We start from the raw sequence: 21855 nt of genomic DNA on the forward strand, positions 1-21855 counted from the left end.
TTTGTTGGTTTAAAATTTAAAATCCATCACCGCAAAGCCCAGTTCATCATCTACATTGACATAAGACCAAAGCTTGCCATCTTTGAAGAAGGGCCAAGAAGGTTGGAAGTCCAGTTCTTTCATTTCCAACTCTCCCACTAAATTGAATTCTTTGTCATAGGCAAATAGAAATACATCATTTCTTACCGGTGATTCGGGAGTGGAGAGCGGCTTGCGGATTGAAGCAAATCTGAAAAAGAAACCTCGCGCTTCATCCCATAAAATGTCCCCAAAAGATATTTGTCCACTAGTCGAATTCACAACCTCATCAAACTCTTTCTTAGATTTTAGTTCACGAGATACAGGAACTGTTTTTTGATTGGGGACGAGGGTATGATTATAAGCCTTAAACTCCAGGGAATCTCTTTCAACGTCATACCTGTAGATGCTGCTCGTCCCTTGAGAATGGATTATGACCTCTTCCGGAAAAGTACTCAGCATCACACTGGCAGTATTTGCCGCAGAATATGATCTCCCCTCTCTTAAAATCAACTCAAATTGAGACAGAAAGCCATATTCAGGCAATCCAATCACCTTTCCTTTCAAAGAATCCATGTCAAAAATCGCTAGGCTATACCGGGACGATTCGACATCATAGGGGATCGAAAATAAAAGGTTTTCTTTTGTCTTGGCTTTCAATTGATAAAAGTAGGAGTAGGTCTTTTCCGTGCTTACTCCTTCCAATCTGATCGAATCCCGGTGGATTTCTTTTACTTTTTTAGTACTCAAGTCAAAGACCCCTGAATTTTGCATTCCCAGAAAAAGGAAATTATCCGACGCTAGATGCTGAATAGAAATAGCAAATTCAGGCATCGCATTAGGGCCCTCTTTCTCAAATTGAACTTGCTTTTCAATCTTTAAGGCATTCAAATCGACGACTGAAAGCACCTGATTAGAAGGATGCAAATGAAAGAGATATTTTTTGTCTTCAGAAATGTCTGACTTGAGTAATGCAAATTGAAGATTGATCAAGTGATCGCCGGGATCAATCACTACAGTATCCACCGAATAAGTCAATTTCTCCAGGATATTATCCGCACCTGCATTTTCAGACGATTTGCTTCCACAGCCTAAAGAAAAAAGGAAGAGGAGCAATACAATCAGTCTTTGCATAAAATCAGATTTAAAACAGTCTTCAATCTCCAGTTATCAATTATTGATATTCAATTCCTTCTCAGAAGGATTTCGATCCCCTCCGTTCTTCATGTTTAATTCAAAATCCATCACCGCAAAGCCCAGCTCATCATCGACATTGACATAGGACCAAAGCTTGCCGTCTTTGAAGAAGGCGTTACTTGGAGTATTTTCTAATTCCGGGATTTCGGTTTCACCCAGGAAGTTTAGGTTTTCGTCAAAAGCAAAAAGAAAAACTGTAGCCACTAGAGGCTGCTCGATATCCTCTCTCGGTTTATAGGTCCGCCCAAATCTGTAAAAAAGTCGATTCTTATCATCAAAAATTAAGGGCTCGAAACCAATCTGAATCCTTGCTTTTTCCATCTCTGACTGGAATTCTTCTTGTGAAGAGACCGTATTACTGATGGGTTTTTCCTTTTGATTGGCTACAATTGTAAAGTTGTATTCCAAAAGCTGAAGAGAATCCAGCTCTGGATAGAAGCGATAGATTTTGTTGGTAGGTGCGGCTGTCAGAAAATACTGATCCTTGATTTTTTGAAGAACGACATCTTCCAAATAAATTGACATAGCCTCCGCGGACTGAAGCACGATCCGATATTGCCCAGCAATCTCCAAGGCCGGTAAATCAAATAATTTTCCCGTTTTAGAATCCCGATCTATTTTTATCAGCTTTCTAGTTCCTTCCAAAAAATCCCCCGGTAGCGCATACATTTCACTCTTATCGCTTGAGAGCGTTAGGTGGTTGGTTAGCGAATATTCAAATTCTTCTTTGATCCCCTCAATCTCCAGTTCCTCTGCCTTGGGAGTCAAATCCATGATTTTTTCCCCTTGGGAATTGAACAGACCTGAAGTCCGAAAGCTACCGAAGAAAAACTCCTCGCCTGGATACACATCAAATGACGAAAGATATTCTCCGATCCCATTGGGGCCCTCTTTTTCGAACTGGAGAATAGCTTCCAGCTTCAAATTGTCCAGATTGACCTTATTGACCAAGGTACTCGTATTGTCAACGACATAGAGGAATTTTTTATCATCAGAAAGCGAAGATCTTCTGATCCCCTGTGACAGATTGATGATCTCCTCGCCTGGATCTACGACTAAGGTGTCCACAGTGAAGGAGAAGTTTTCCAGAATATTCCTGGGCTGGGAATCCCTGCTTTCATTTTCTCCTCCACAGGAGAAAGCCAAGGCAGCTATTAGGGTTGGAAAAAGGATTTTTTTCATAAAAGGTTTTTTCAAAATTCTAAAGTCATTACTACAAAGCCTGGGTCTTCATCCACGGGTCTGTAATTGTATATCTTTCCGTCAAAGAAGAAGCCGTTGAAAAAAACATTGGACAGCTCTTCGATTTTCTTTTCTCCCAATAGATTGAAATCCGGATCATAGCTGAAGAGATACACATCGTCAGGCAATGGTTCTCCGGTTTCGCGAAGACCATTTTTCTTGACCCCAAAGCGGAAATACTGCTGTCTGCTTTCATCCCAAATGAATCCATAAAAGCTAATTTGCCTTTGAATCTGCGCTGAAATCTCTCTTCGCTCTTCCTGAGAGGCTGCTTGAGTTTTGAAGGTTCCTTTCTTTTGGTTTTCTACCAGTTGATGATCAAATTTCAGCAACATCAAGGAATCACTCTGCATATCATATAGATAGATGTCGGCCGTACTTCCGGAATATATGACAAGCTGATTCTTTATTTTTTTCATGCGAATCATATCTCCCGAAGTGGTCATTCCGCCATTTTGGGAAAAAGTGACCTGGAAATTTTGGGTCAGGTCTAATGCTGGAAGATCAAGCAGTTCCCCTGTTTTGGATTCCAAGTCCAAGAAAGCCAACCCCGCGGTGAACTCTCCAAAAGGCGCTGGAAGGGAAAAACCCTTTTTCTTATCCGGGCTCACCGCAAGCGAGGAATGCAAGCCTCCCAATGATTCATCGATCCCGTCGTACTCTTCAGCTTGTAACTTAAGGTCTTGGATTTTTTCTGCCTGATCATTGTAAATCGCCTGAATAGCGTAGTTGGCAAGTAAAAACTCATTATTGGGCAGCACGTCAAAGCTTTCTACAAAATCAGGAGCGCGATTCGGTCCATCCTTCTCAAAAGGTATTCGGCGCAAGAGTTTCAACTCAGCTAGATCGATCTCATGAATTTCAGAACTTTGGCTTTCGGAAAAAAAGATAGAATTGCCATCCTCACTTAGTCCAAAACCATAGTAGGCGCTAGAAATCACCAATTCCTCTCCCACATCGACTTTGAGGGTATCTAAAGTGATTTGGAGGTTTTCGAGTTGGTTTTCAGTGTAGGTTTGAGTTTGAATTGCTCCTTGTTCATTTTTCTCCGATACCTTTTCCGAACAGGAAAAAAGTAGAAAAAGCAACGTGATTAAGTTGAATCTATTCATCGATTAGAAATTAAATTGAAATCTGACAAAGCCGGCCTCATCTCCCATGGGCCAATAACTGTAAAAATCACCATTCATGAAATAACCGAAATAAGGGACTCTGGTCAAGTCTGGTAAAAATTTCTCGCCGACTAACTGAAATTCTTCATCATAGGCAAAGAGGTAGCAATCCGCTTTCCGTTCTTTGCCATCAGGAGAAACTTGGTAGTTTTTGGTACCAAAGCGGAAGTAGAGATTTCGGCTATCATCCCAATAAAACTTTTCGAAGCTGATTTGCTGACGGATTTGGTTGGCCACTTCTTGTTGTCTTTCGCGGGAATCGACTTCCGTGGGAAAAGTCCCGGTTTTTTGATTTTCGACGAGTTGATGTTCGAAAGCAATGAGCTCTAAAGAATCCTGCTTAGAATCATAGCGATAAATTTGGGCCGTAGAGTTACAAAAGATTAGTACCTGGTCATTGATCAGTTGTAAGCGAACGCCATCTCCGAAAAAGGAGGCCATATTTCCCTGCTGAAAAATCACCTGAAAACCAGAAACTAAATCAAAAGCTGGAAGCTTGTAGACTTTTCCAGTTTCCTTTTGGACATCAAATACCGCCAAACCTAAAATGGGTTTCCCAAATTCGGCAGGAAGAGAAAAAAAGTAATTCAGATCCTTGCTAATTTGCATATTGTTGGGAAGAGAAAAGGGGCTATCTGGCTCGAAATCAATCATTTTTGCGAAGTCAAGTTCATAGGTTTTAACCTTGGTCCCATCCAGGCTAAAAATGTTAGGACTGACCTGATCGTAAATCATGATTTGATTTTCCGGTAGGGCTTGAAAAATACTGACCCAACCTTTGATTCCATCTGGACCCTCTCGCTGGAAAGGATGACGCTGGATCAGCTTCATCTCCTTTAAAGAAATTTCAAAAACCTCAAAATCTGGCTCATAGAAGGCAAATACCCGCTCTCCATCAGGGCTCAGGTCTTGAAAAAATAACATATCTGGCACAAAGATTTCTTTACCGGAGTCGACAGCCAAACTGTCAATACTTAGGCTCAGATTTGTCAATAAATTGGTGGATTTGCTTTTTTCTTTGGATTCCGAGCAAGCAAAGAGAACCAAAAGGGGAAGCACCCGAAAAATTATTTTCATACAAAGGCCATTTATTCTAAACTCTAAAACTAAAATAAATAAGCTAAAATTCTAGTGAAAAAATGTTAATGCTATCTAAATTAGAAAAAAGCATCTTTAAATCCGTTTTTTCCGCAAGATGGAAAGGTCATTGGCTAATAATAAATTCAAAGTTCAGAGTCCGGAAGCCTCTCTCTTCCCACTTCCAGCGCTTGCGCTGAGCAAAGTTGAAGTTTCCCGCCAATCAGGTGAAAAAAACTATCCAAATGTGCTATTCAGATTAGCACGAAACTTTATTCTCCCATCAATTCAGCCACCAAATTGAAAAATTCAAAATAGTCGCAAAGCTTACCCAAGCCAAGTAGGGGATCATCAATCCCGAAGCCCAAGGTGAAATGATCCTGAATTTTTTGACACAGACAGCGATCAAAGCCAGAAGCGGAATAATCACAACCAAACCCAAAATCGGAGACTCCATCCCAAAGAAAGCCGGCGACCAAAGGGCATTGAGGCCGAGCTGCGTGAAGTAAAGAATGAGTAGCGGCTTTTTCTGCGGATGATCACTCTTCCAGATCAAGTAGCAAGCGATTCCCATCAAAAGATAGAGTGTGGTCCAGACCGGGCCGAAAAGCCAACCCGGAGGATTGAAGCTAGGTTTATTGATCGTCTGATTCCAGCTTTTGATGGAGGTGATGGTGAAATAAGCACCTGTACCCCCAGCTACTTGGGGTAGGATTAGGCTGATGATTAGTTTGAGCCAATTGGGCATGCTTACAGGATCTCAAGTAAAGTGCGAAAGGCTAAGGCCTTATCTTTATAGCGCTCTTGAGTTTTTGCACGGAGTGCATTTGCATGCTTGGATTCGTATTCCTGCATTTTGGCCATGTTCTCGGTAAAGTATTGAATGGCATAATTGGTACTGCCGTCATCTGACTGATGGATCAGTCGGCAGAACTTGTGTTCGGTAAATATTCCTGTGGCCATCACTTCCGGAATATGGGTTTCACGCATCCACTGAAGGAAGTCTTCTTCGATGTCCGGGGACACATTAATGGTCACATTATATAATATCATCCTGTTTTTGATTTAATTTTTGTTTTTTTGCCAACAAATTTGAAGACTCAAAGTTACGAATCCCAAGTAAAAAACCTTTCCCCAGCTAGCTATGCATCAAGTAGTACCTGAGCGAGGCTCCGGCTATACCCTTCGATTGACTATTGCCCGAATCGTCATTTTGGTGCTTCATGGTGTGGGAATCCTGGGATTATCACTTCCGGAATACCAAGATTGGTTTTTGGCTCTCACGCCGGTACAGCTATTGAGTAGCTTATTGATCATTTTACTTTTTCACCGAGGGTGGAATGATTCCTTTCCCATTTTTGCGGCAGCAGCCTTCTGGATTGGATTTGGCGCTGAGCTGATCGGGATTCATACCGGCTATTTATTTGGAGACTATGTTTATGGACCTACTTTAGGGCCCAAGCTTTGGGATGTCCCGATTATCATTGGGGTCAATTGGTTTATTCTCGCCTATTTGACGGGCTCGGTTTTTCGAAAGATCCCCAATGATTACTACGCGGCCTTTCTTGGGGCCTTGGCAATGACCGCACTTGATTACATCATTGAGCCGGTAGCCGTTGCTTTGGATTTCTGGTATTGGAAGTTTGATGTGATTCCGGTAGAAAATTATTTAGGATGGTTTGGGGTGTCTTTTGTGGTTCACTTGATATTCCGGAAGGCCAATTTTGAAAAATTCAACCCGATTGCACTCCTTTTATTATTGACATTAATCGTATTTTTCACAGTTTTGAATTTTACTGTAGTCTGAATTCTGATTTAAATCATAAAATTAAAACACTGATTCTCAAAACACATTGGTCTCAAATCAGCTTATACTATAAGCAAAAACCTGTCAGTTGAAAGCATTATGATAGAAGCAATAGGTTTTACTATACTGGGTTTCCTCCTCATGGAACTGTCTGGGTGGTTTATCCACAAGTATTTGATGCATGGCCCACTTTGGATGATTCACAAGACCCATCATCAGCCTTCTAACTCGTTTTTCGAACTCAATGATCTATTTTCCTTGCTGTTCGGAAGTATCGCGGTGGTTTTGATTTTGCTTGGATTGGAAAATCTTGATTACCGATTTTGGATAGGAATGGGAATCAGTCTCTACGGCGTTCTCTATTTTGTCCTTCACGATGTATTGGTTCATCGGCGATTGAAATGGTTTGAACGTCCGAAAAATTCTTTTTTGCTGGGAATTTTTCGAGCACATCAAGCTCATCATCGCACCAACAAAAAGGATGATGCCATATCATTTGGTTTATTTATAGTACCCAAGGAGTTCTTTAAAAAAGAAGAAAAGTGAGCACGTATTCAATCAAAGATCTCGAACAACTATCCGGCATAAAAGCCCATACGCTTCGTATTTGGGAACAGCGATACAATTTGCTGAGCCCCAAGCGTACAGATACAAATATCCGCTACTATGATGATGCGGATTTAAAGCTGATTCTTAATGTGGCCTTGCTAAATGACAATGGCTTCAAAATCAGTAAAATAGCGTCCATGGAGCATCAAGAGCTCCGAGATGAGGTGATGAAGCTGACTGAGCGATCACTTACACACGATGATCAGATACATGCCCTGACAATCAGTATGATCGAAATGGATGAAGAGCGATTCGACAAGATTCTTTCTTCCAACATCCTAAAATTGGGCTTTGAGCAGACCATGCTCAATATTATCTATCCATTTATGTCCAAGATCGGAGTGCTATGGCAGACGGGAGCAATCAATCCTGCGCAGGAGCACTTTATCTCCAACCTTGTTCGTCAAAAACTCATCGTAGCAATAGACGGTCAAGTGACAAATGGAGGTGGCAAGAAGTTTCTACTTTATTTACCGGCAGGCGAACTTCATGAGATTTCGTTACTATTTGCCTGCTACTTGATCAAAAGCAAAGGGCATAAGGTCATTTACCTTGGTCAAAATACTCCGAACGAAGACTTAAACTCCGTCTATGCTATGCATCAGCCGGACTACTTGATGACAGTGGTCACGACTTCTCCAAGTGCAGAGCAGATTCAGGAATACCTAGACAACTTATCCGAAAGGTTCAGCGAAGCTACGATTTTGGTATCTGGATATCAGGTCATCGGACAAGATTTGAGACTTCCTTCTAATGTAGAGCAACTTAATTACATACGGGATATTAAGGAAAGACTTGAGGAAATAGAGCGCGTTCCACAGGAAAAATAATTAAGTATAACATTTTCTGAAAAAGCTTAAACAAGGGCAATCTTCACAGGTTGCCCTTTTTTTGCCTTTTATCCCCATTATTGGCCATATAGCCCAAGAATAGTCTTCAGAATTTTATTTTGTTTAATATATTTTTAAAAAAATTAGACAAAATGTTTGGATTCTGTTTAATCCTTGCTACATTTGATTAAACAAAAACACAAACCGACAACCATGACGACTCTAGAATTCAGTTACTCGCTAAACAAATTGTCCAGTACCTTGAAGCCTTTTGCGCTCAAGTTGACTCGGGACATGGATGATGCTAATGATCTACTGCAAGATACAATGGTCAAAGCTTTTACCAACCGGGATAAATTCACGGAAGGAACTAACCTGAAGGCCTGGTTATATACCATTATGAAAAACACCTTTATCACCAATTATCAGCGAATGGTGAGAAGAGGAACATTCGTCGATACCACTGACAATCTACATTATATCAACTCCAGTGATTCTCAAATTGAGAATGGAGCCTACGGAAATTTCGCTATGGACGATATCCAGTATGCAATCCAGAAATTGGACGATGTGTATAAGACTCCATTCATGATGCACTTCCGAGGTTTCAAATACCATGAAATCGCAGATAAGCTTCAAATTCCGATTGGAACTGTCAAAAATCGGATCCATATTGCCAGAAAGCTACTAAAAGAGGATTTGGTAGTATATAGACACAAAAATTGATCAAATGAACCAAAAGCATGTGGTGGTTATCGGTTCGGGATTTGCCGGACTGTCAGCAGCTACCCACTTAGCAGTCAATAAAAGTTGTAGAGTCACCCTTTTAGAAAAGAACAGTACCCCCGGTGGGCGAGCACGTAAGTTCGAACATCAGGGGTTTGTTTTTGATATGGGGCCAAGTTGGTATTGGATGCCAGATGTATTCGAGGACTATTTTGCCAAGTTTGGGAAAAAACCTTCTGATTACTACGATTTACTAAGGCTCGACCCTTCCTATGCCGTGATTTATGGGAAGGATAAAGTATTGGATATCCCGGCCAACTTAGAGGAATTCAAAAAAATGCTTGATGGAATCGAGCCTGGCGCAGGCAAGCAGCTCGATGAATTTTTGGCGCAAGCCAAATACAAATATGAGGTCGGCATTCATGACTTGGTCAAAAGACCTAGCAGATCGCTCCTTGAATTTGCTTCTCCGGGGCTTCTCGTAGATATGGTACGGATGGATATTTTTCAGTCCATGGCTAAGCACGTACGAAAATTCTTCAAGTCTGAAGAAATCATCCGACTGATGGAATTCCCTGTATTGTTTTTGGGCGAGACGGCTGAAAACATTCCTGCACTTTATTCCCTCATGAACTATGCAGACATAGCTTTGGGAACCTGGTATCCCAAAAAGGGGATGCATGAAATCATCAAAGGAATGGTGAGTCTTGCTGAAGAAAAAGGTGTAAGCATCCAATACGATGCGGAAGTAGAAGAAATCGAAATCGAAAACGGGGTAGCCAAAAGAATACGCCTGGTCAACGGGGAAAAAATCGAGGCTGATATCGTGGTAGCAGGTGCTGACTATCATCACGTAGACAAGCACCTAGTCAATCCAAAATATAGCAACTACTCTGAAGACTATTGGGATAAGCGTGTGATGGCTCCGTCGAGTTTGCTCTTTTATTTGGGAATTGATAAAAAGTTGGACAATCTGCGCCATCATAATTTATTCTTTGATGAGCCGCTTGGACCACATGCAGATGCTATTTACAAAAATCCAAGATGGCCCGAGCGACCGCTTTTCTATGCTTCGGTTCCTTCCATTACCGACCCGACAGTGGCTCCCGAAGGAAAAGAAAACATGTTTCTATTGATTCCTTTGGCTCCAGGTTTGGAGGATAGTGAGGAGATGCGAGAGAAATACTACCATATCATCATGGACAGGCTGGAAACCATCACAGGTCAGGAAGTTCGATCTCATGTAATTTACAAGCGCTCCTATGCACATGCGGACTTCAAGGCTGATTACCATGCCTTCAAGGGAAATGCTTATGGACTTGCAAATACCTTGACACAAACGGCGATTTTGAAGCCAGCCTTGAAAAACAAAAAAGTCCGAAATTTGTATTACACAGGTCAACTCACCGTCCCTGGACCAGGGGTACCACCTTCACTCATTTCGGGAGGAGTGGTAGCAAATGAGGTGATGAAAGAAAACAATCTGTAAATAAATGGGTATATTATTGCGATGGATGCTAAAGAACTTTTTGACCAAACTACCCTTGAGTGCAGTAGACTGATTACTCAGCGATACAGTACTAGCTTTACTTTAGGGATCAAAACACTGGACAGGAAATTTCACTTGCCCATCTATGCTATTTATGGTTTTGTACGCTATGCGGATGAAATCGTAGATACCTTTCACGATCAGGATAAAGCAAGTCTTCTAGAACGCTTCAAAGCTGACACCTATGAGGCTATCGATAAGAAAATCTCGCTTAATCCAGTTCTACACGCATTTCAACTCATCGTCAATCAGTATAAGATTGATTTGGATCTGATCGAGGCTTTTCTCCACAGTATGGAAATGGACCTGGATTTCAAAAAATACAACGACTCCAAATACAAAGAATATATCTACGGTTCGGCGGAAGTAGTCGGGCTGATGTGTCTGAAAGTCTTTTGCGGTGAGGACACCGCCTATTACGATAGACTCAAAGATCCCGCCTGTAAGCTGGGAGCAGCATTTCAAAAGGTAAACTTCTTGCGAGATCTGAAAAGTGACTATGAAGAGCGAGGCCGTGTGTATTTTCCGGGGGTAGATTTTCAGCTTTTCGATCAATTGGTGAAAACAGAAATTGAAAAGGACATACAACAGGATTTTGATGAAGCACTAGTAGGGATTGAAGCCTTACCGGATGGTGCAAAACTTGGGGTAAAAGTTGCCTATTTGTACTATCAAAAGCTTTTTGATAAAATAAAGGGCCTATCCCCTGAGGTAATCACCCAGCGCCGTATTCGGATTCCAAATTCTCAAAAGCTTTCCCTCTTGGTTGGAACTTATTTCGGAACCAAACTTGGAATTAGTTAATGGAAAAGTACCTGTATTTCGGTGTTTTGCTATTTGCAATTTCCTACCCCTTAGCTCAGTCTTTTGAGCACAGGATCCGCTATGCGAGTAAATGGGGAATGATTCTACCGGGGATGCTCATTACTGCCGCCTTCTTTTTGATTTGGGATGTCTGGTTTACCAATATGGGCGTGTGGGAATTTAATCCCACCTACATTTCTGGACTTTATCTGATAAATTTACCCGTAGAAGAATGGCTATTCTTTCTGGTAATTCCCTTTGCCTGTATCTTCATTTATGAGGTACTTATTTACTTTTTCCCTTCCGATCCCTTGCAGGATTTGGGCAAGCCCTTTGTTTACATTATGGTACCATTCCTGATTGGTTTTGGTCTTCTGCATTTGGACAAGTGGTATACCTCCGTAAACTTTCTTGTAGGAGGCCTTGCCTTATTGATTCATTTTCTGATATTTAATGATAAGTATTTAGGCAAATTTATATTTGCTTACTTCGTCCATTTAATTCCCTTTTTTCTTTGCAATGGTATTTTGACTGGGGGAGTAACTGAAGAGCCTGTAGTGATCTACAACAATGCAGAGAACTTAGGAATTCGCATCTGGACTGTGCCCATCGAGGACAGTATTTACTCGATGACCCTATTGCTGATGAATATTAGCTTCTTTGAGGGTATTCGTAGTCAAAAAACAATTCAACCGATCTCAAGTTAATTGCATATGAAATCGAGCAGGTTAGGTTCAAAAAACACCAAAATGGATGATAAATTTGCGAGATTCTCCCGAATTAGATTCGGGACCAGCTATGTAGCCAATAAAAGAAAATCATAAACAGATGAAAAATCTCCATGTAGAAATCGACCAACACTCAGGCTTTTGTTTCGGAGTGGTCTATGCTATTGAAATGGCAGAGGAGATTTTGGACGAACAGGGCTATCTATACTGCCTCGGAGATATTGTCCACAATGATGAAGAAGTCAATCGACTGACCAGAAAAGGCCTCAAAATCATTGATCATGAAGAACTCAAAAATCTTCGCAACGAAAAGGTCCTGATTCGGGCACACGGCGAACCGCCATCGACTTACGAACTATCCATACAAAACAACCTCACCCTGATAGATGCTTCTTGTCCGGTAGTTTTGAAGTTGCAAAACCGTATCAAAAACTCTTTTGATAAGGATGAAACCATTTATATCTACGGAAAGCATGGGCATGCGGAGGTAATTGGACTACTAGGTCAGACAAATAACAAAGCGGTGGTATTTCAGGATATTTCTGAGCTTGACATTGCCACACTTCCGAAAAATATGACGCTCTACAGTCAGACGACCAAGAGTACCGATAAATTCTACGAAATCAATCAAATCCTTCGGGAAAACGGTATCACGGTCAACACCAATGATACTATTTGTCGTCAAGTATCGAATAGAGACAAGGAGCTCCGGGAATTTGCAGACAAATACAACAAAATTGTTTTTGTAAGCGGAACCAAGTCTTCCAATGGCAAGGTCTTGTACAACGTCTGCAAGGAAAAAAACCCAAATACGTATTTTGTCTCCAATCCAGACCAAATCGAACCTTCTTGGTTTGACACCAATGATACGGTCGGTATTTGCGGCGCTACCTCCACACCCATGTGGCTAATGGAGCAAGTTCGGGAACGAATTCTTACCTATTGATCGTTTTAGCGTAGATTCACTCTACCAATTCAATTGCTAATCAAGCCTTATTCATGGCTAGTACTCAATCAATTTCCAGAAAAATAGACCCTCTTGGACTGATCATCGCTTGGTCAATTATTATTCTTTGGGCTATTAGCTTGGTCTTTTGGATGAATTTTGAGTTAAGCTGGAAAAGCCCCTGGACCTACCTCGGAATCCTAGTACAGACACACCTCTACACAGGACTATTTATCACAGCCCATGATGCTATGCACGGGATTGTCTCTTCTGACAAGCGCTGGAACCATTTGACAGGTTGGATTTCTGCCCTTTTATTCTCTTACAACTTCTATTGGAAGCTTTTCCCAAAGCATCACGAGCATCATCGCTATGTGGCCACTGACAAGGATCCGGACTACCACGCTTCCGGCAACTTCTTTCTTTGGTACTTATCCTTCATCCGGCAATACGTGACTATTTGGCAAATACTCCTGATGGCAGTGAGTTTCAATATTCTGAAGCTTTTTCTCCCAACCGAAAACCTGATTGTTTTCTGGATGTTGCCGGCGATTCTTTCCACCTTACAGCTTTTTTATTTTGGAACCTATCTCCCACATCGGGGTGAAAGTACCAATGAGCATCACTCACATTCCCAGTCCAAAAACCATCTTTGGGCCTTCCTGAGCTGTTACTTTTTTGGATATCATTACGAGCATCATGACTCACCGGGCACGCCTTGGTGGAGGCTTTGGCAGGTAAAAGAAAAACAAACTGCTAATTTTCGATGATTTTTGTCAAAATCTGAATGATTTCTGAAACCATCTTTGATAAAATTGATTTTCATAGTAGTCATAAAACCAACTATGAAAACAAAACTACTTTCACTGCTTTTTATTTTTCTATCCGGCACTATCCTAGCCCAAGGCGTGGTCAAAGGAAGAATTTTCAATCCTGTAAACAATGAGCCAGTAGCTTTTGCCAACGTTCTCATCTTGGAAACGGAATTAGGAGCCATTTCAGATGTGGATGGAAACTATGAAATCAAAAATGTGCCTCCAGGACTTTACAACATCCGTGCAAGTTTTGTAGGCTATAAAACTGTCACCAAGTATGAAATCCAGGTCAGTCAGGCCAAAGCCATACAGCTGGATTTTGAACTACAGGAAGATGCTTCCGAGTTGAGTGAAGTGGTGGTAAGTTCAGAGTTTACCCGATCAGAAGAAACTCCGCTTTCCGTCAGAAGACTTAATACCAATGAGATTGAGCGCTATCCGGGAGGAAACCGGGACATCTCTCGAGTTATTCAATCTTTGCCGGGGGTAGCCAGCACAGCGAGTTTCCGAAATGATATTTTGATCCGGGGAGGAGCGCCAAACGAGAATAAGTTTTTCATCGATGAAATAGAGGTTCCTGTTATCAACCACTTTGCTACCCAAGGTTCCTCCGGCGGGCCAGTCGGAATTCTCAATGTCAACCTGATCAAAAATGTAGATGTCATCACGGGAGGTTTTCCAGCCAATCGAATGAACTCTTTGAGCTCCTTCTTCGAATTTGAGTTGAAGGAAGGAAGAAGAGACGAGATGTTTACCCAATTGACCGTGGGAGCATCCGAGCTAACTCTTTCCAACGAAGGGCCCATAGGGGATAAAACCACCTACCTTTTCTCTGCCAGAAGATCCTATTTGCAGGGGTTATTTCGGCTTTTGGGTCTGCCTTTTCTACCGACATTCAATGATTTTCAGGTAAAAACCACAACCAAACTGAATGATAAGACGGAGTTGACATTTTTGGGGGTAGGAGCCATCGATAATTTTGTGCTCAATCAGGATATCCCAGATGATGAAACTGAAGAAGAACGGGAAAACCGATTGTATCTCCTTGGAGTATTGCCTATTCAAGAACAGTGGAATTACGCAACTGGACTAAAGCTTAAGCGCTTTCGAGAGAATGGTTTTTGGACTTTTGTACTCAGCCGAAATATGCTGAACAACCGCTCTTTCAAATATGCCAACAATGATGAAAGCTCAGAGGACAATTTGATTTTTGACTACCTCTCTCAAGAATCCGAAAATAAATTGAGAGCGGAAAACTCCATTTTTGGAACTGGATACACGCTGAAATACGGTGTAAATTATGAGTACTCGAGATACCTAATCGAAAACTTTGACCGAGCTACACTTTCCAGCACGGGGCAGGTCATCGACATCAGCTCCATTAGTAATTTCAATTCCTACGGTGCCTTTGTATCAGGAAGCAAGACATTTGACGGAGAGCGCCTTCTGTTGACAGGAGGAATTCGGATGGATGGCTCCGATTTTGGTCGGACTGCCCAAAATCCACTGAATCAAATAAGCCCACGAATCTCTGTTTCCTATCAGCTCAAACCAAATTTATTTGCAACTGCCAATGCAGGAATCTATTACCAACGTCCACCATATACGGTCCTAGGATTCCGAAATAATGAAGGGGAATTGATCAATCAGCAAAATGATGTTCGTTTTATTCGCAACAATCAACTGATTGCAGGAATCGAATTATTACAGCCTGAGAAAAACCGAAGATTCACTGCCGAGGCATTTTACAAGCGCTATTCGAATTATCCTTCCTCTGTACTTAATGGAATTTCCCTCGCCAACTTGGGGGCTGACTTTGGTGTAATTGGTAATGAAGCAGTGATATCTAACTCAGATGGACGTGCTTACGGAATTGAATTTTTGGCTCAGCAGCGTCTATTTAATGACTTTTATGGAATTGCCGCTTTGACCTTGGTACGAAGTGAATTTACCAATCCAAATACCGAGGGTTTCATTCCTTCCTCTTGGGACAATCGGATCATTCTAAGTCTTACCGCTGGAAAACGATTTAAGAAAAACTGGGAAATCGGTGCGAGATGGAGATATTTAGGAGGAACGCCTTATACACCATTTGATGTAGAAGAGTCTGCACTGATCAGTAATTGGGATCTACGGAATCAAGGAATTTTGGATTTTACCCAAATCAACGGCGAGCGTCTTCCGGCTTTCCATCAGCTCGATCTGCGGGTAGACAAAAAGTATTATTTCAAAAACTGGAACCTGAACTGGTATTTTGATATTCAAAACGCATACAACTTTCAGGCACAACAGGCTCCACTGCTAGTTCCGGAGCGAGATGATGCGGGAGACTTGGTGGTCAATCCCAATGACCCAAGTCGATATCAATTGAAATTGATTGAAAATACAGCAGGGAATATTCTTCCTACTATTGGTTTGATCATCGAATTTTAAAAATAAGGCCAGATCGTAAAATTTGATCTGGCTTATTTTTCTTAGTTAAAGCGCCAACGAACATTCAAACCAAATCCACCGGCGTCAAAATTGGTGTTTTCTACCAAAATAAAGTAGGGCCTCCAATCCAATCCAATTACTAGCGGAACGTCCGCAAAAGCATATTCAGCTCCGATTTCCCCGGCAGCTCCCAATCGAAAAGGATCACCTAAAAACAAGGAAGGTCCAAAGCCCAAATAATAATTAAATTCTGAATCTGCTATTGGACGATAGATTGGATTCCAGAGCAGGTCAATTCCGACTCCACCGCCTCCAAAGCTAAGGTCACCGTGCAGTCTACTAAAGTCTCCTAAGGAAAAGACCGCGTCCAATGCTACATTATTTCCATTGACATTTCCGAATCGGAGACCCAATTCCTGACCGTGAGATTCTACTATTGCAAAGGTTCCTATAAAGAACATTGCTAGCATGAGTTTTTTGAAATTCATATGCTGAAAATTTAGGTTTAGATAAAAGTTACTTTAATTACATCGAAAATCAGACCAATTTTGATCTTTTTACTTTTTTGATAGAATTTCATTTCCGATTCGAAGGACCTCATCTACTAGTAAATCCATGTCTTCAAATCGTGTACGTTGATTGACATTGGCAACTCGAAGCGTATATTTTCCATTCAAAATAGTAGAACTCGGAGAGGCAATCCCTTCCTCCTGAATCCGGACAAGAATCTCCCTATTTAAGTCTCGAATTTCTTCCTCGCTCATTCCTTGTTGAACCATTCGAAAGCAGGTGATACTCATGGAAACTGGCGCCATTAATTTCAGCTGTGCATGTGAATCAACCAATCGGCCCAAGTATTCAGCCTGCCGATTATTCTGAGCAATCATTTGGGCATACTTTTTCCAGCCATGCTCTTTCAAAGACATCCATATCTTGAGTGCCTTAAAACCTCGGGAAAGCTCAAAACCATAATGACTGATGGGGTCCGGACCTCCAGAAAGCCCCCGCTTCTCCTGAAGTAGGTAATTTGGCGTAAAAGCAAACGCATCTCTATGCTTCTTGGCATCCCGAATTAAAGTGCATCCCACTTCATAAGGAACATAAAGCCATTTGTGTAGATCGAATGCTACCGAATCTGCCTCTTCCAAAGCCACAAGCCGACTTGCATATATCGGATCTAGCCTGGCCAAAGCACCGTATGCTCCATCCACATGAAACCACAACTTGTACTTCTTGGCTATTTCCAGTAACTCATCCAAGGGATCAATCGCTCCAGTATTGACAGTCCCAGCCGTACCCACTATAGCGAAGGGAATAAGTCCTGCAGTCAAATCGGCTTGAATCTGCTCTTCCAGAAGATTCACCTTCATTTCAAAATTGGCATTCACAGGAATTTTTCGGACTGAATCAGTTCCTAAGCCCAAAATCTCAGCTGCTTTTTGAATACAGGAATGCGTTTCGGTGGAGCAATAAAGAACTAGATTTTCTCCATTCCCAACAAGACCTTTTTCACGGATATTTCCTTCACCATGAGAATTGCGAGCTACAGCCAAGGCGGTGATATTGGCCATTGATCCTCCACTGACCAAAATTCCGGAGGCATCCACTGGAAAGCCCATCAACTCTTTGCACCAATTCACGACTTGACGATCTACATACATGGCCGAGTGTTCTCCGATAGTCGTATTGGGGTTCATCCCGGAAGCCAACAAATCGGCAAATGTACCTAGGGGTGTACCGGTTCCCTGAATCCAGGCAAAAAATCGGGGATGTACGTTCCCTTTGTTATAGGGGAAAACATTCTGCTTAAAATCCTCATAGACATCTTTTGGGTCTTCGCCATTTTCGGGAATAGAGGTCTCGAGCGCTTTCTTGACCTCTTGGGGTATAGGTTTCCAGATCTTTTCATCTCGGATGCCTTTCCAATAGTCGATGAGGTCATCGATCATCTGATGGCCCAATTGACGCATAGATTCCCAATCCTGTGGATCTAGGCTTTGATCAGTTTCGTTTTTCATGAAGCAAATGGCTTAAAGGAATATAGAAAGGCTCTTACTTGAATTTTTTTACAATCTTGGAAACAAAGGTTTTGTTTTTTTGAACCCATGGGAGGAGTTTTTGATAGGCAAAAAACTGTGCAGGCTTTAGGACCCAATACTGAGGTTCAGGCAAGGGCAAAACTTCCCCTCCAAAACCTTCCTTAAAACGGACTACTCCTGGGCTTCCACCCATAGAAATATCGTAAAAATCATAGCCCTTCGAAATAGCAAGCTGAATCACCTGATCCTGGAGAAAGTGACCCACCAAAAGGTCTTTCTTTTCCCGAAGTGTCGCTCCCATGATGTAGTGCAGCTTTTGTCCAGCTTCAAAAATGATCAAAGCTCCTTTCAAGGAACCCTCATTTTGACAGCAAGGGATCATGCAGTGACCACAATTCACCAAGGATATCAAAGTAGGTCCGAAGTCATCCCAAGATCGCACCGCATAGCCTTGATTTTCAGCATTAAGCTCTATCAGATCGTAAGCTTTTTGGATTTCATCCACACTTTCTGCAAAAACCAATTCATTTCCCATACGATTGGATTTATTGACATCCCGACGAGTATTGGCTTTGTAATTTGACCGCACTTTCTCATAGGCATCTTTTTCTCCGGCAAAAAGCTTCACCGCACGGAAGGCAGACAGACCAGTGACATATTTAAAAAGCAGACCTTTTCCAGTCGGTGCAATTGGATAGGCCGGCTGGGAAGTCATAAAATGATCCTGAAAGTCAGAAGTCGTGGCAATAGGTGCAGATAGCTGCGCTAGAAAGGCCCCACTTTTTTTGGCAAAAGTATAAAACTCACTGACAAATGCAGGAAACAAATCTTCCTTTCCCTCATCCAAGACTGGTCCGTAGGGTGCCACCAAAATCTTGAGCGGGCCAGCTTTAGCCAAAACTAGTCCCATCCCTCCTTGAATCTGACCAGAAGGATCTTTAGAAAGGATCAAATGACCTTCAAAACCATAGGCTCGATAGCTTTTTAACCAATCACTGAGTTGGAGGTAAATGCCACGTTTGGATATAGCAAGAAATTGATCCCAATCTTTCCAGTCGTCTGTATTATTTGTGATGTGAAGCCTTATCTCTTTCAATGTCTCCAAGTTTGATCGCTAATTTGGTGGAAAGGGATGTAAGGGGCAAGAAAAGGGATTGGATTGATTTATCTTCTGATGATTTTTTTGACCCACCATATGTAACTATTTCGTTGTTTTTCAGTAAAACTAAGAGTCAAAAAGCAAATAACCAGCCCATGAATTTACGCATACTTATTTTTACCCTTATTTTAAGTTTTGGAGCTCAAGCTCAAACGAAGCTAATCAGCAAACTGGAAGGGAGCTTTTCGGGAAATCAAATGATCGGCATTCAACTGGGTGAAAACATGGGAAACCTTTACTATGGTGAAAATTACGAGTTTGTCGAAACAGACTCCTCGCCGAGTCCAAAAACACTTTCTATCAATTATATTTTGACATCAGGAAAAATACGAGCCAGCAAAACCTTTTGGATGGAATCGGGCGAATACACACTTAGCGGAAATGTCAACCAACCTGAAAGTTGGCAACTAAGTCCTGCTCATCCATTTACTCAAATCCAATCTGATATAGAGCTTGCTGATGATCAAAATAAAAAGAGCCTAATTTCCAGTCATCTAGATAAGCTGGTAGGTCTTCGAATGTTGAATTTAAATAAATCTCTTTTTGACGATGAAGAATTGATGATTTTACTTAGCCAAGTTCCGAGTCATTTAGCCGATACCTGGGAAGTAGATGAAATCAAGACCTATTTGAGTCTGAATACCATGGCTCGGGCTAAAGTAGGGCAATTAGCTCCAGATTTTGTATTGGAAAGTAAAAGTGGTGAGGACTTTAGGCTTAAAGAAAAAAGAGGGAAATACGTTCTTTTGGACTTTTCCTTCACAGGCTGCGGGGGCTGTATTAAAGCCCTTCCCGAATTGATCGAGGTATATCAAAAACATGGAAATGAGGTGGAATTTGTAACGATATGGAATGATAAAAGCCGGAATATTTGGGAAGAAAAGTGGAAGGACCACAAGGCGCTGATGACTTGGACCAACCTTTGGGACCGGACCAGTTTGGCCACCAGACTTTTTGAAATAGAAATATTTCCTTCTTTTGTTTTAATTAATCCTTCCGGAGAAGTTCAGAGCATTTGGAATGGTTACAGCAAGGGCAAGTTGAAAAGGAAGTTAGAGAAAGAGCTAAAGGGTTTTCCCGAATAATTTTCAATAAAGCATTTAGTTTTTTTAAACCTCATATATTCCAAATAGGCTAATTAACTTGGTGGGAATTCAAATATCAGTAGTTAAACTATGGCTTTTCACTCCGACCAGACATTTCAAAACCTCAGTCCTTCTGACTTTCAAATTGGTGAATACGATTCGTGTGACTTTTCAAACTGCAACTTTGCCAATCTGAATCTGCATGGGTCTAGCTTCGAAAATTGCACTTTCAAGGGTTGTGATTTAAGCAATACCAAGGTTTCCGGTGTTTCTTTTCAGAAAGTCCGATTCGAGCGATGCAAAATCCTCGGGGTGCATTTCAATTCAGCCAATCCTATTTTGATTGAGTTTACCTTTGACCACTGTCAGCTGGACTACTGCAACTTCTTTAATCTCAAACTGAAAAGATCCCGATTTATCCATAGCCACCTTCTCGAGGTGGACTTTTCCCAAGCCGAGCTTCAGGAAGCGAGCTTTCAGGGTTCAGACCTTAGCGGAGCCGTCTTCGACCGAAGTAATCTGGAAAAGGCCGACTTCCGCGAAGCTATCCACTACCAAATCGATCCGGAGATCAACAAAGTCAAAGGAGCGAGATTTGATTTGGAAGGCTTGCCGGGATTGTTGGGGAAGTGGGGAATCAAGGTTCAATGATCAAATTCAATATTCAATTTTCAAACTCAATGGACAATGTTCAATGACCAAGGGTTTTGAGACTTGAAAATTGGTTATTGATCATTGGTAATTGATCATTGAGAAGAAGATCTTTATATCAATTTCTTAATTTTAAAAGCCTTCGCAAATAAGCATGTTCTAGTACCTCTACAAGGGGTCCAAGAAATCTCTCTTACCAAAACATAACCTTCTGGTATCGGCTGACAATCACAGATAGTCATTTCATTTGGCCCTATTTTTCTGCAAACATATATATCATATAAAGCCCCTTTATATCTAATTCGATTTTGAACTATTTGAACAATCACATACCCTTCAGGAACTCATGGAGTTCCTGAAGTTCTGATTGCCTCTGCACCAGTTTTCTCAATCTCCATTTGATAACCATCAGGACAAAGGCTCCAAGTCCTAACATTTTTTACATAATACCCAAAAGGAACATATCCAAAACAAATGAATTCAGCCATATTTATGTGGTTGTTAAAAACAATATGATCATCTTATTACATTCAATGGCCGGATTATTACTTGGTTTTTAGCCTCATTTGAAAATATACTAACAAAATCAATTTGCCGCATAGAGTTATCAAATATCAAACTCGATCCATCAAAAAACGATATTTCAGCTCGTTTAAATAAAGGTGAATCGTTTGGATCTAAATCAAAAACTACATCCTGTCCTACAAATAAATCTAAGTATTCAGTTTTCTCATCCTTTTTAACTTTACAAGGATAGCTTACATCAAAGGTAACGTCTGCAGCATAATATCCTCCACCTCCGTAGGGTCTATTTTGGCTTTTTGCTTGAACGTTTAAGACAAAACCTCTTTCATCAACAGATCCTACGCTTGCACCTCCCCCATACCTATTTGCTCTTTCGTTGATCTTTATTGGATTTGTTAAAATTCTCCCTTGAACCTCATTATTACAGCTTTATAAAAATATTC

22 protein-coding genes are annotated in these 21855 nt (G+C 41.3%); 12 read left to right on the forward strand and 10 right to left on the reverse strand.

The features are described 5' to 3' along the window. Positions 1-9: 9 nt before the first annotated feature. From OU792_RS14040 to OU792_RS14065, 6 genes are all read right to left on the reverse strand, one after another. Positions 10-1152, reverse strand: a complete 1143-nt coding sequence (locus OU792_RS14040; RefSeq protein WP_274670505.1) for a DUF4221 family protein — start codon at positions 1150-1152, stop codon at positions 10-12. 36 nt (positions 1153-1188) lie between these two features. Next, positions 1189-2397 carry a DUF4221 family protein gene (locus tag OU792_RS14045; RefSeq protein WP_274670506.1) on the reverse strand — a complete coding sequence of 403 codons (1209 nt, stop codon included), beginning with the start codon at positions 2395-2397 and terminating at the stop codon, positions 1189-1191. A gap of 11 nt (positions 2398-2408) precedes the next feature. Continuing rightward, positions 2409-3569: a DUF4221 family protein gene (locus OU792_RS14050; RefSeq protein WP_274670507.1), complete on the reverse strand. Its 1161-nt coding sequence runs from the start codon at positions 3567-3569 to the stop codon at positions 2409-2411. A 3-nt stretch (positions 3570-3572) separates the two neighbouring features. Then, complete coding sequence (locus OU792_RS14055) at positions 3573-4706, reverse strand: DUF4221 family protein (protein ID WP_134200053.1); 1134 nt, start codon at positions 4704-4706, stop codon at positions 3573-3575. 283 nt (positions 4707-4989) lie between these two features. Then, a complete protein-coding gene (locus OU792_RS14060) occupies positions 4990-5454 on the reverse strand; it encodes a TspO/MBR family protein (protein WP_274670508.1) in 465 nt (154 codons plus the stop codon). A 2-nt stretch (positions 5455-5456) separates the two neighbouring features. Next, positions 5457-5759: a DUF4286 family protein gene (locus OU792_RS14065; RefSeq protein WP_134200057.1), complete on the reverse strand. Its 303-nt coding sequence runs from the start codon at positions 5757-5759 to the stop codon at positions 5457-5459. A gap of 91 nt (positions 5760-5850) precedes the next feature. Here OU792_RS14065 and OU792_RS14070 point away from each other — a divergent pair, with 91 nt between their 5' ends. The 10 genes from OU792_RS14070 to OU792_RS14115 all read left to right on the forward strand — a co-directional run bounded on the left by OU792_RS14070 (position 5851) and on the right by OU792_RS14115 (position 15953). After that, positions 5851-6513, forward strand: coding sequence for a carotenoid biosynthesis protein (locus OU792_RS14070; protein WP_134200059.1), 663 nt, complete (start codon positions 5851-5853; stop codon positions 6511-6513). A 99-nt stretch (positions 6514-6612) separates the two neighbouring features. After that, positions 6613-7059 carry a sterol desaturase family protein gene (locus tag OU792_RS14075; protein ID WP_026946115.1) on the forward strand — a complete coding sequence of 149 codons (447 nt, stop codon included), beginning with the start codon at positions 6613-6615 and terminating at the stop codon, positions 7057-7059. Then, complete coding sequence (locus OU792_RS14080; protein ID WP_026946116.1) at positions 7056-7952, forward strand: MerR family transcriptional regulator; 897 nt, start codon at positions 7056-7058, stop codon at positions 7950-7952. The genes OU792_RS14075 and OU792_RS14080 overlap by 4 nt, the downstream gene beginning before the upstream one ends. A 213-nt stretch (positions 7953-8165) precedes the next feature. After that, positions 8166-8678 (forward strand): RNA polymerase sigma factor, encoded by a 513-nt coding sequence (locus OU792_RS14085; protein ID WP_024284165.1) that lies wholly within the window; start codon positions 8166-8168, stop codon positions 8676-8678. Positions 8679-8682: 4 nt separating this feature from the next. Beyond that, the gene (locus tag OU792_RS14090; protein ID WP_134200061.1) at positions 8683-10167 is read left to right on the forward strand and encodes a phytoene desaturase family protein; all 1485 of its coding nucleotides are present in this window, start codon (positions 8683-8685) and stop codon (positions 10165-10167) included. Between the two features lie 21 nt (positions 10168-10188). Further along, entirely contained in the window at positions 10189-11031 is an 843-nt protein-coding gene (locus OU792_RS14095) for a phytoene/squalene synthase family protein (protein WP_134200063.1), read from the forward strand. Continuing rightward, positions 11031-11738 (forward strand): lycopene cyclase domain-containing protein, encoded by a 708-nt coding sequence (locus OU792_RS14100; RefSeq protein WP_026946119.1) that lies wholly within the window; start codon positions 11031-11033, stop codon positions 11736-11738. The genes OU792_RS14095 and OU792_RS14100 overlap by 1 nt, the downstream gene beginning before the upstream one ends. 121 nt (positions 11739-11859) lie before the next feature. After that, entirely contained in the window at positions 11860-12705 is an 846-nt protein-coding gene (locus OU792_RS14105; RefSeq protein WP_026946120.1) for a 4-hydroxy-3-methylbut-2-enyl diphosphate reductase, read from the forward strand. A gap of 53 nt (positions 12706-12758) precedes the next feature. Further along, a complete protein-coding gene (locus OU792_RS14110) occupies positions 12759-13475 on the forward strand; it encodes a fatty acid desaturase (RefSeq protein ID WP_274670509.1) in 717 nt (238 codons plus the stop codon). A gap of 75 nt (positions 13476-13550) precedes the next feature. Continuing rightward, entirely contained in the window at positions 13551-15953 is a 2403-nt protein-coding gene (locus OU792_RS14115) for a TonB-dependent receptor (protein ID WP_274670510.1), read from the forward strand. A gap of 41 nt (positions 15954-15994) precedes the next feature. On the opposite strand, the gene OU792_RS14120 is transcribed toward OU792_RS14115, so the two are convergent. From OU792_RS14120 to OU792_RS14130, 3 genes are all read right to left on the reverse strand, one after another. Next, positions 15995-16441 (reverse strand): outer membrane insertion C- signal, encoded by a 447-nt coding sequence (locus tag OU792_RS14120; RefSeq protein ID WP_134200069.1) that lies wholly within the window; start codon positions 16439-16441, stop codon positions 15995-15997. Positions 16442-16510: 69 nt separating this feature from the next. After that, on the reverse strand, positions 16511-17971 hold the full coding sequence (locus tag OU792_RS14125) for a pyridoxal phosphate-dependent decarboxylase family protein (RefSeq protein WP_274670511.1): 1461 nt from the start codon (positions 17969-17971) through the stop codon (positions 16511-16513). Positions 17972-18005: 34 nt separating this feature from the next. Continuing rightward, positions 18006-19088 carry a lipid II:glycine glycyltransferase FemX gene (locus tag OU792_RS14130; RefSeq protein ID WP_274670512.1) on the reverse strand — a complete coding sequence of 361 codons (1083 nt, stop codon included), beginning with the start codon at positions 19086-19088 and terminating at the stop codon, positions 18006-18008. A gap of 158 nt (positions 19089-19246) precedes the next feature. On the opposite strand from OU792_RS14130, the gene OU792_RS14135 reads away from it, so the two are divergent. Next, the gene (locus tag OU792_RS14135) at positions 19247-20236 is read left to right on the forward strand and encodes a TlpA family protein disulfide reductase (RefSeq protein WP_274670513.1); all 990 of its coding nucleotides are present in this window, start codon (positions 19247-19249) and stop codon (positions 20234-20236) included. Positions 20237-20326: 90 nt separating this feature from the next. Next, positions 20327-20887, forward strand: a complete 561-nt coding sequence (locus tag OU792_RS14140) for a pentapeptide repeat-containing protein (protein WP_274670514.1) — start codon at positions 20327-20329, stop codon at positions 20885-20887. Positions 20888-21231: 344 nt separating this feature from the next. Here OU792_RS14140 and OU792_RS14145 read toward each other — a convergent pair whose 3' ends face one another. Then, positions 21232-21375 carry a hypothetical protein gene (locus OU792_RS14145; protein WP_274670515.1) on the reverse strand — a complete coding sequence of 48 codons (144 nt, stop codon included), beginning with the start codon at positions 21373-21375 and terminating at the stop codon, positions 21232-21234. Positions 21376-21855 lie beyond the last annotated feature (480 nt).

The sequence above is a fragment of the Algoriphagus sp. NF genome (genome assembly GCF_028823735.1).
In the GTDB taxonomy this organism is placed as follows: domain Bacteria; phylum Bacteroidota; class Bacteroidia; order Cytophagales; family Cyclobacteriaceae; genus Algoriphagus; species Algoriphagus marincola.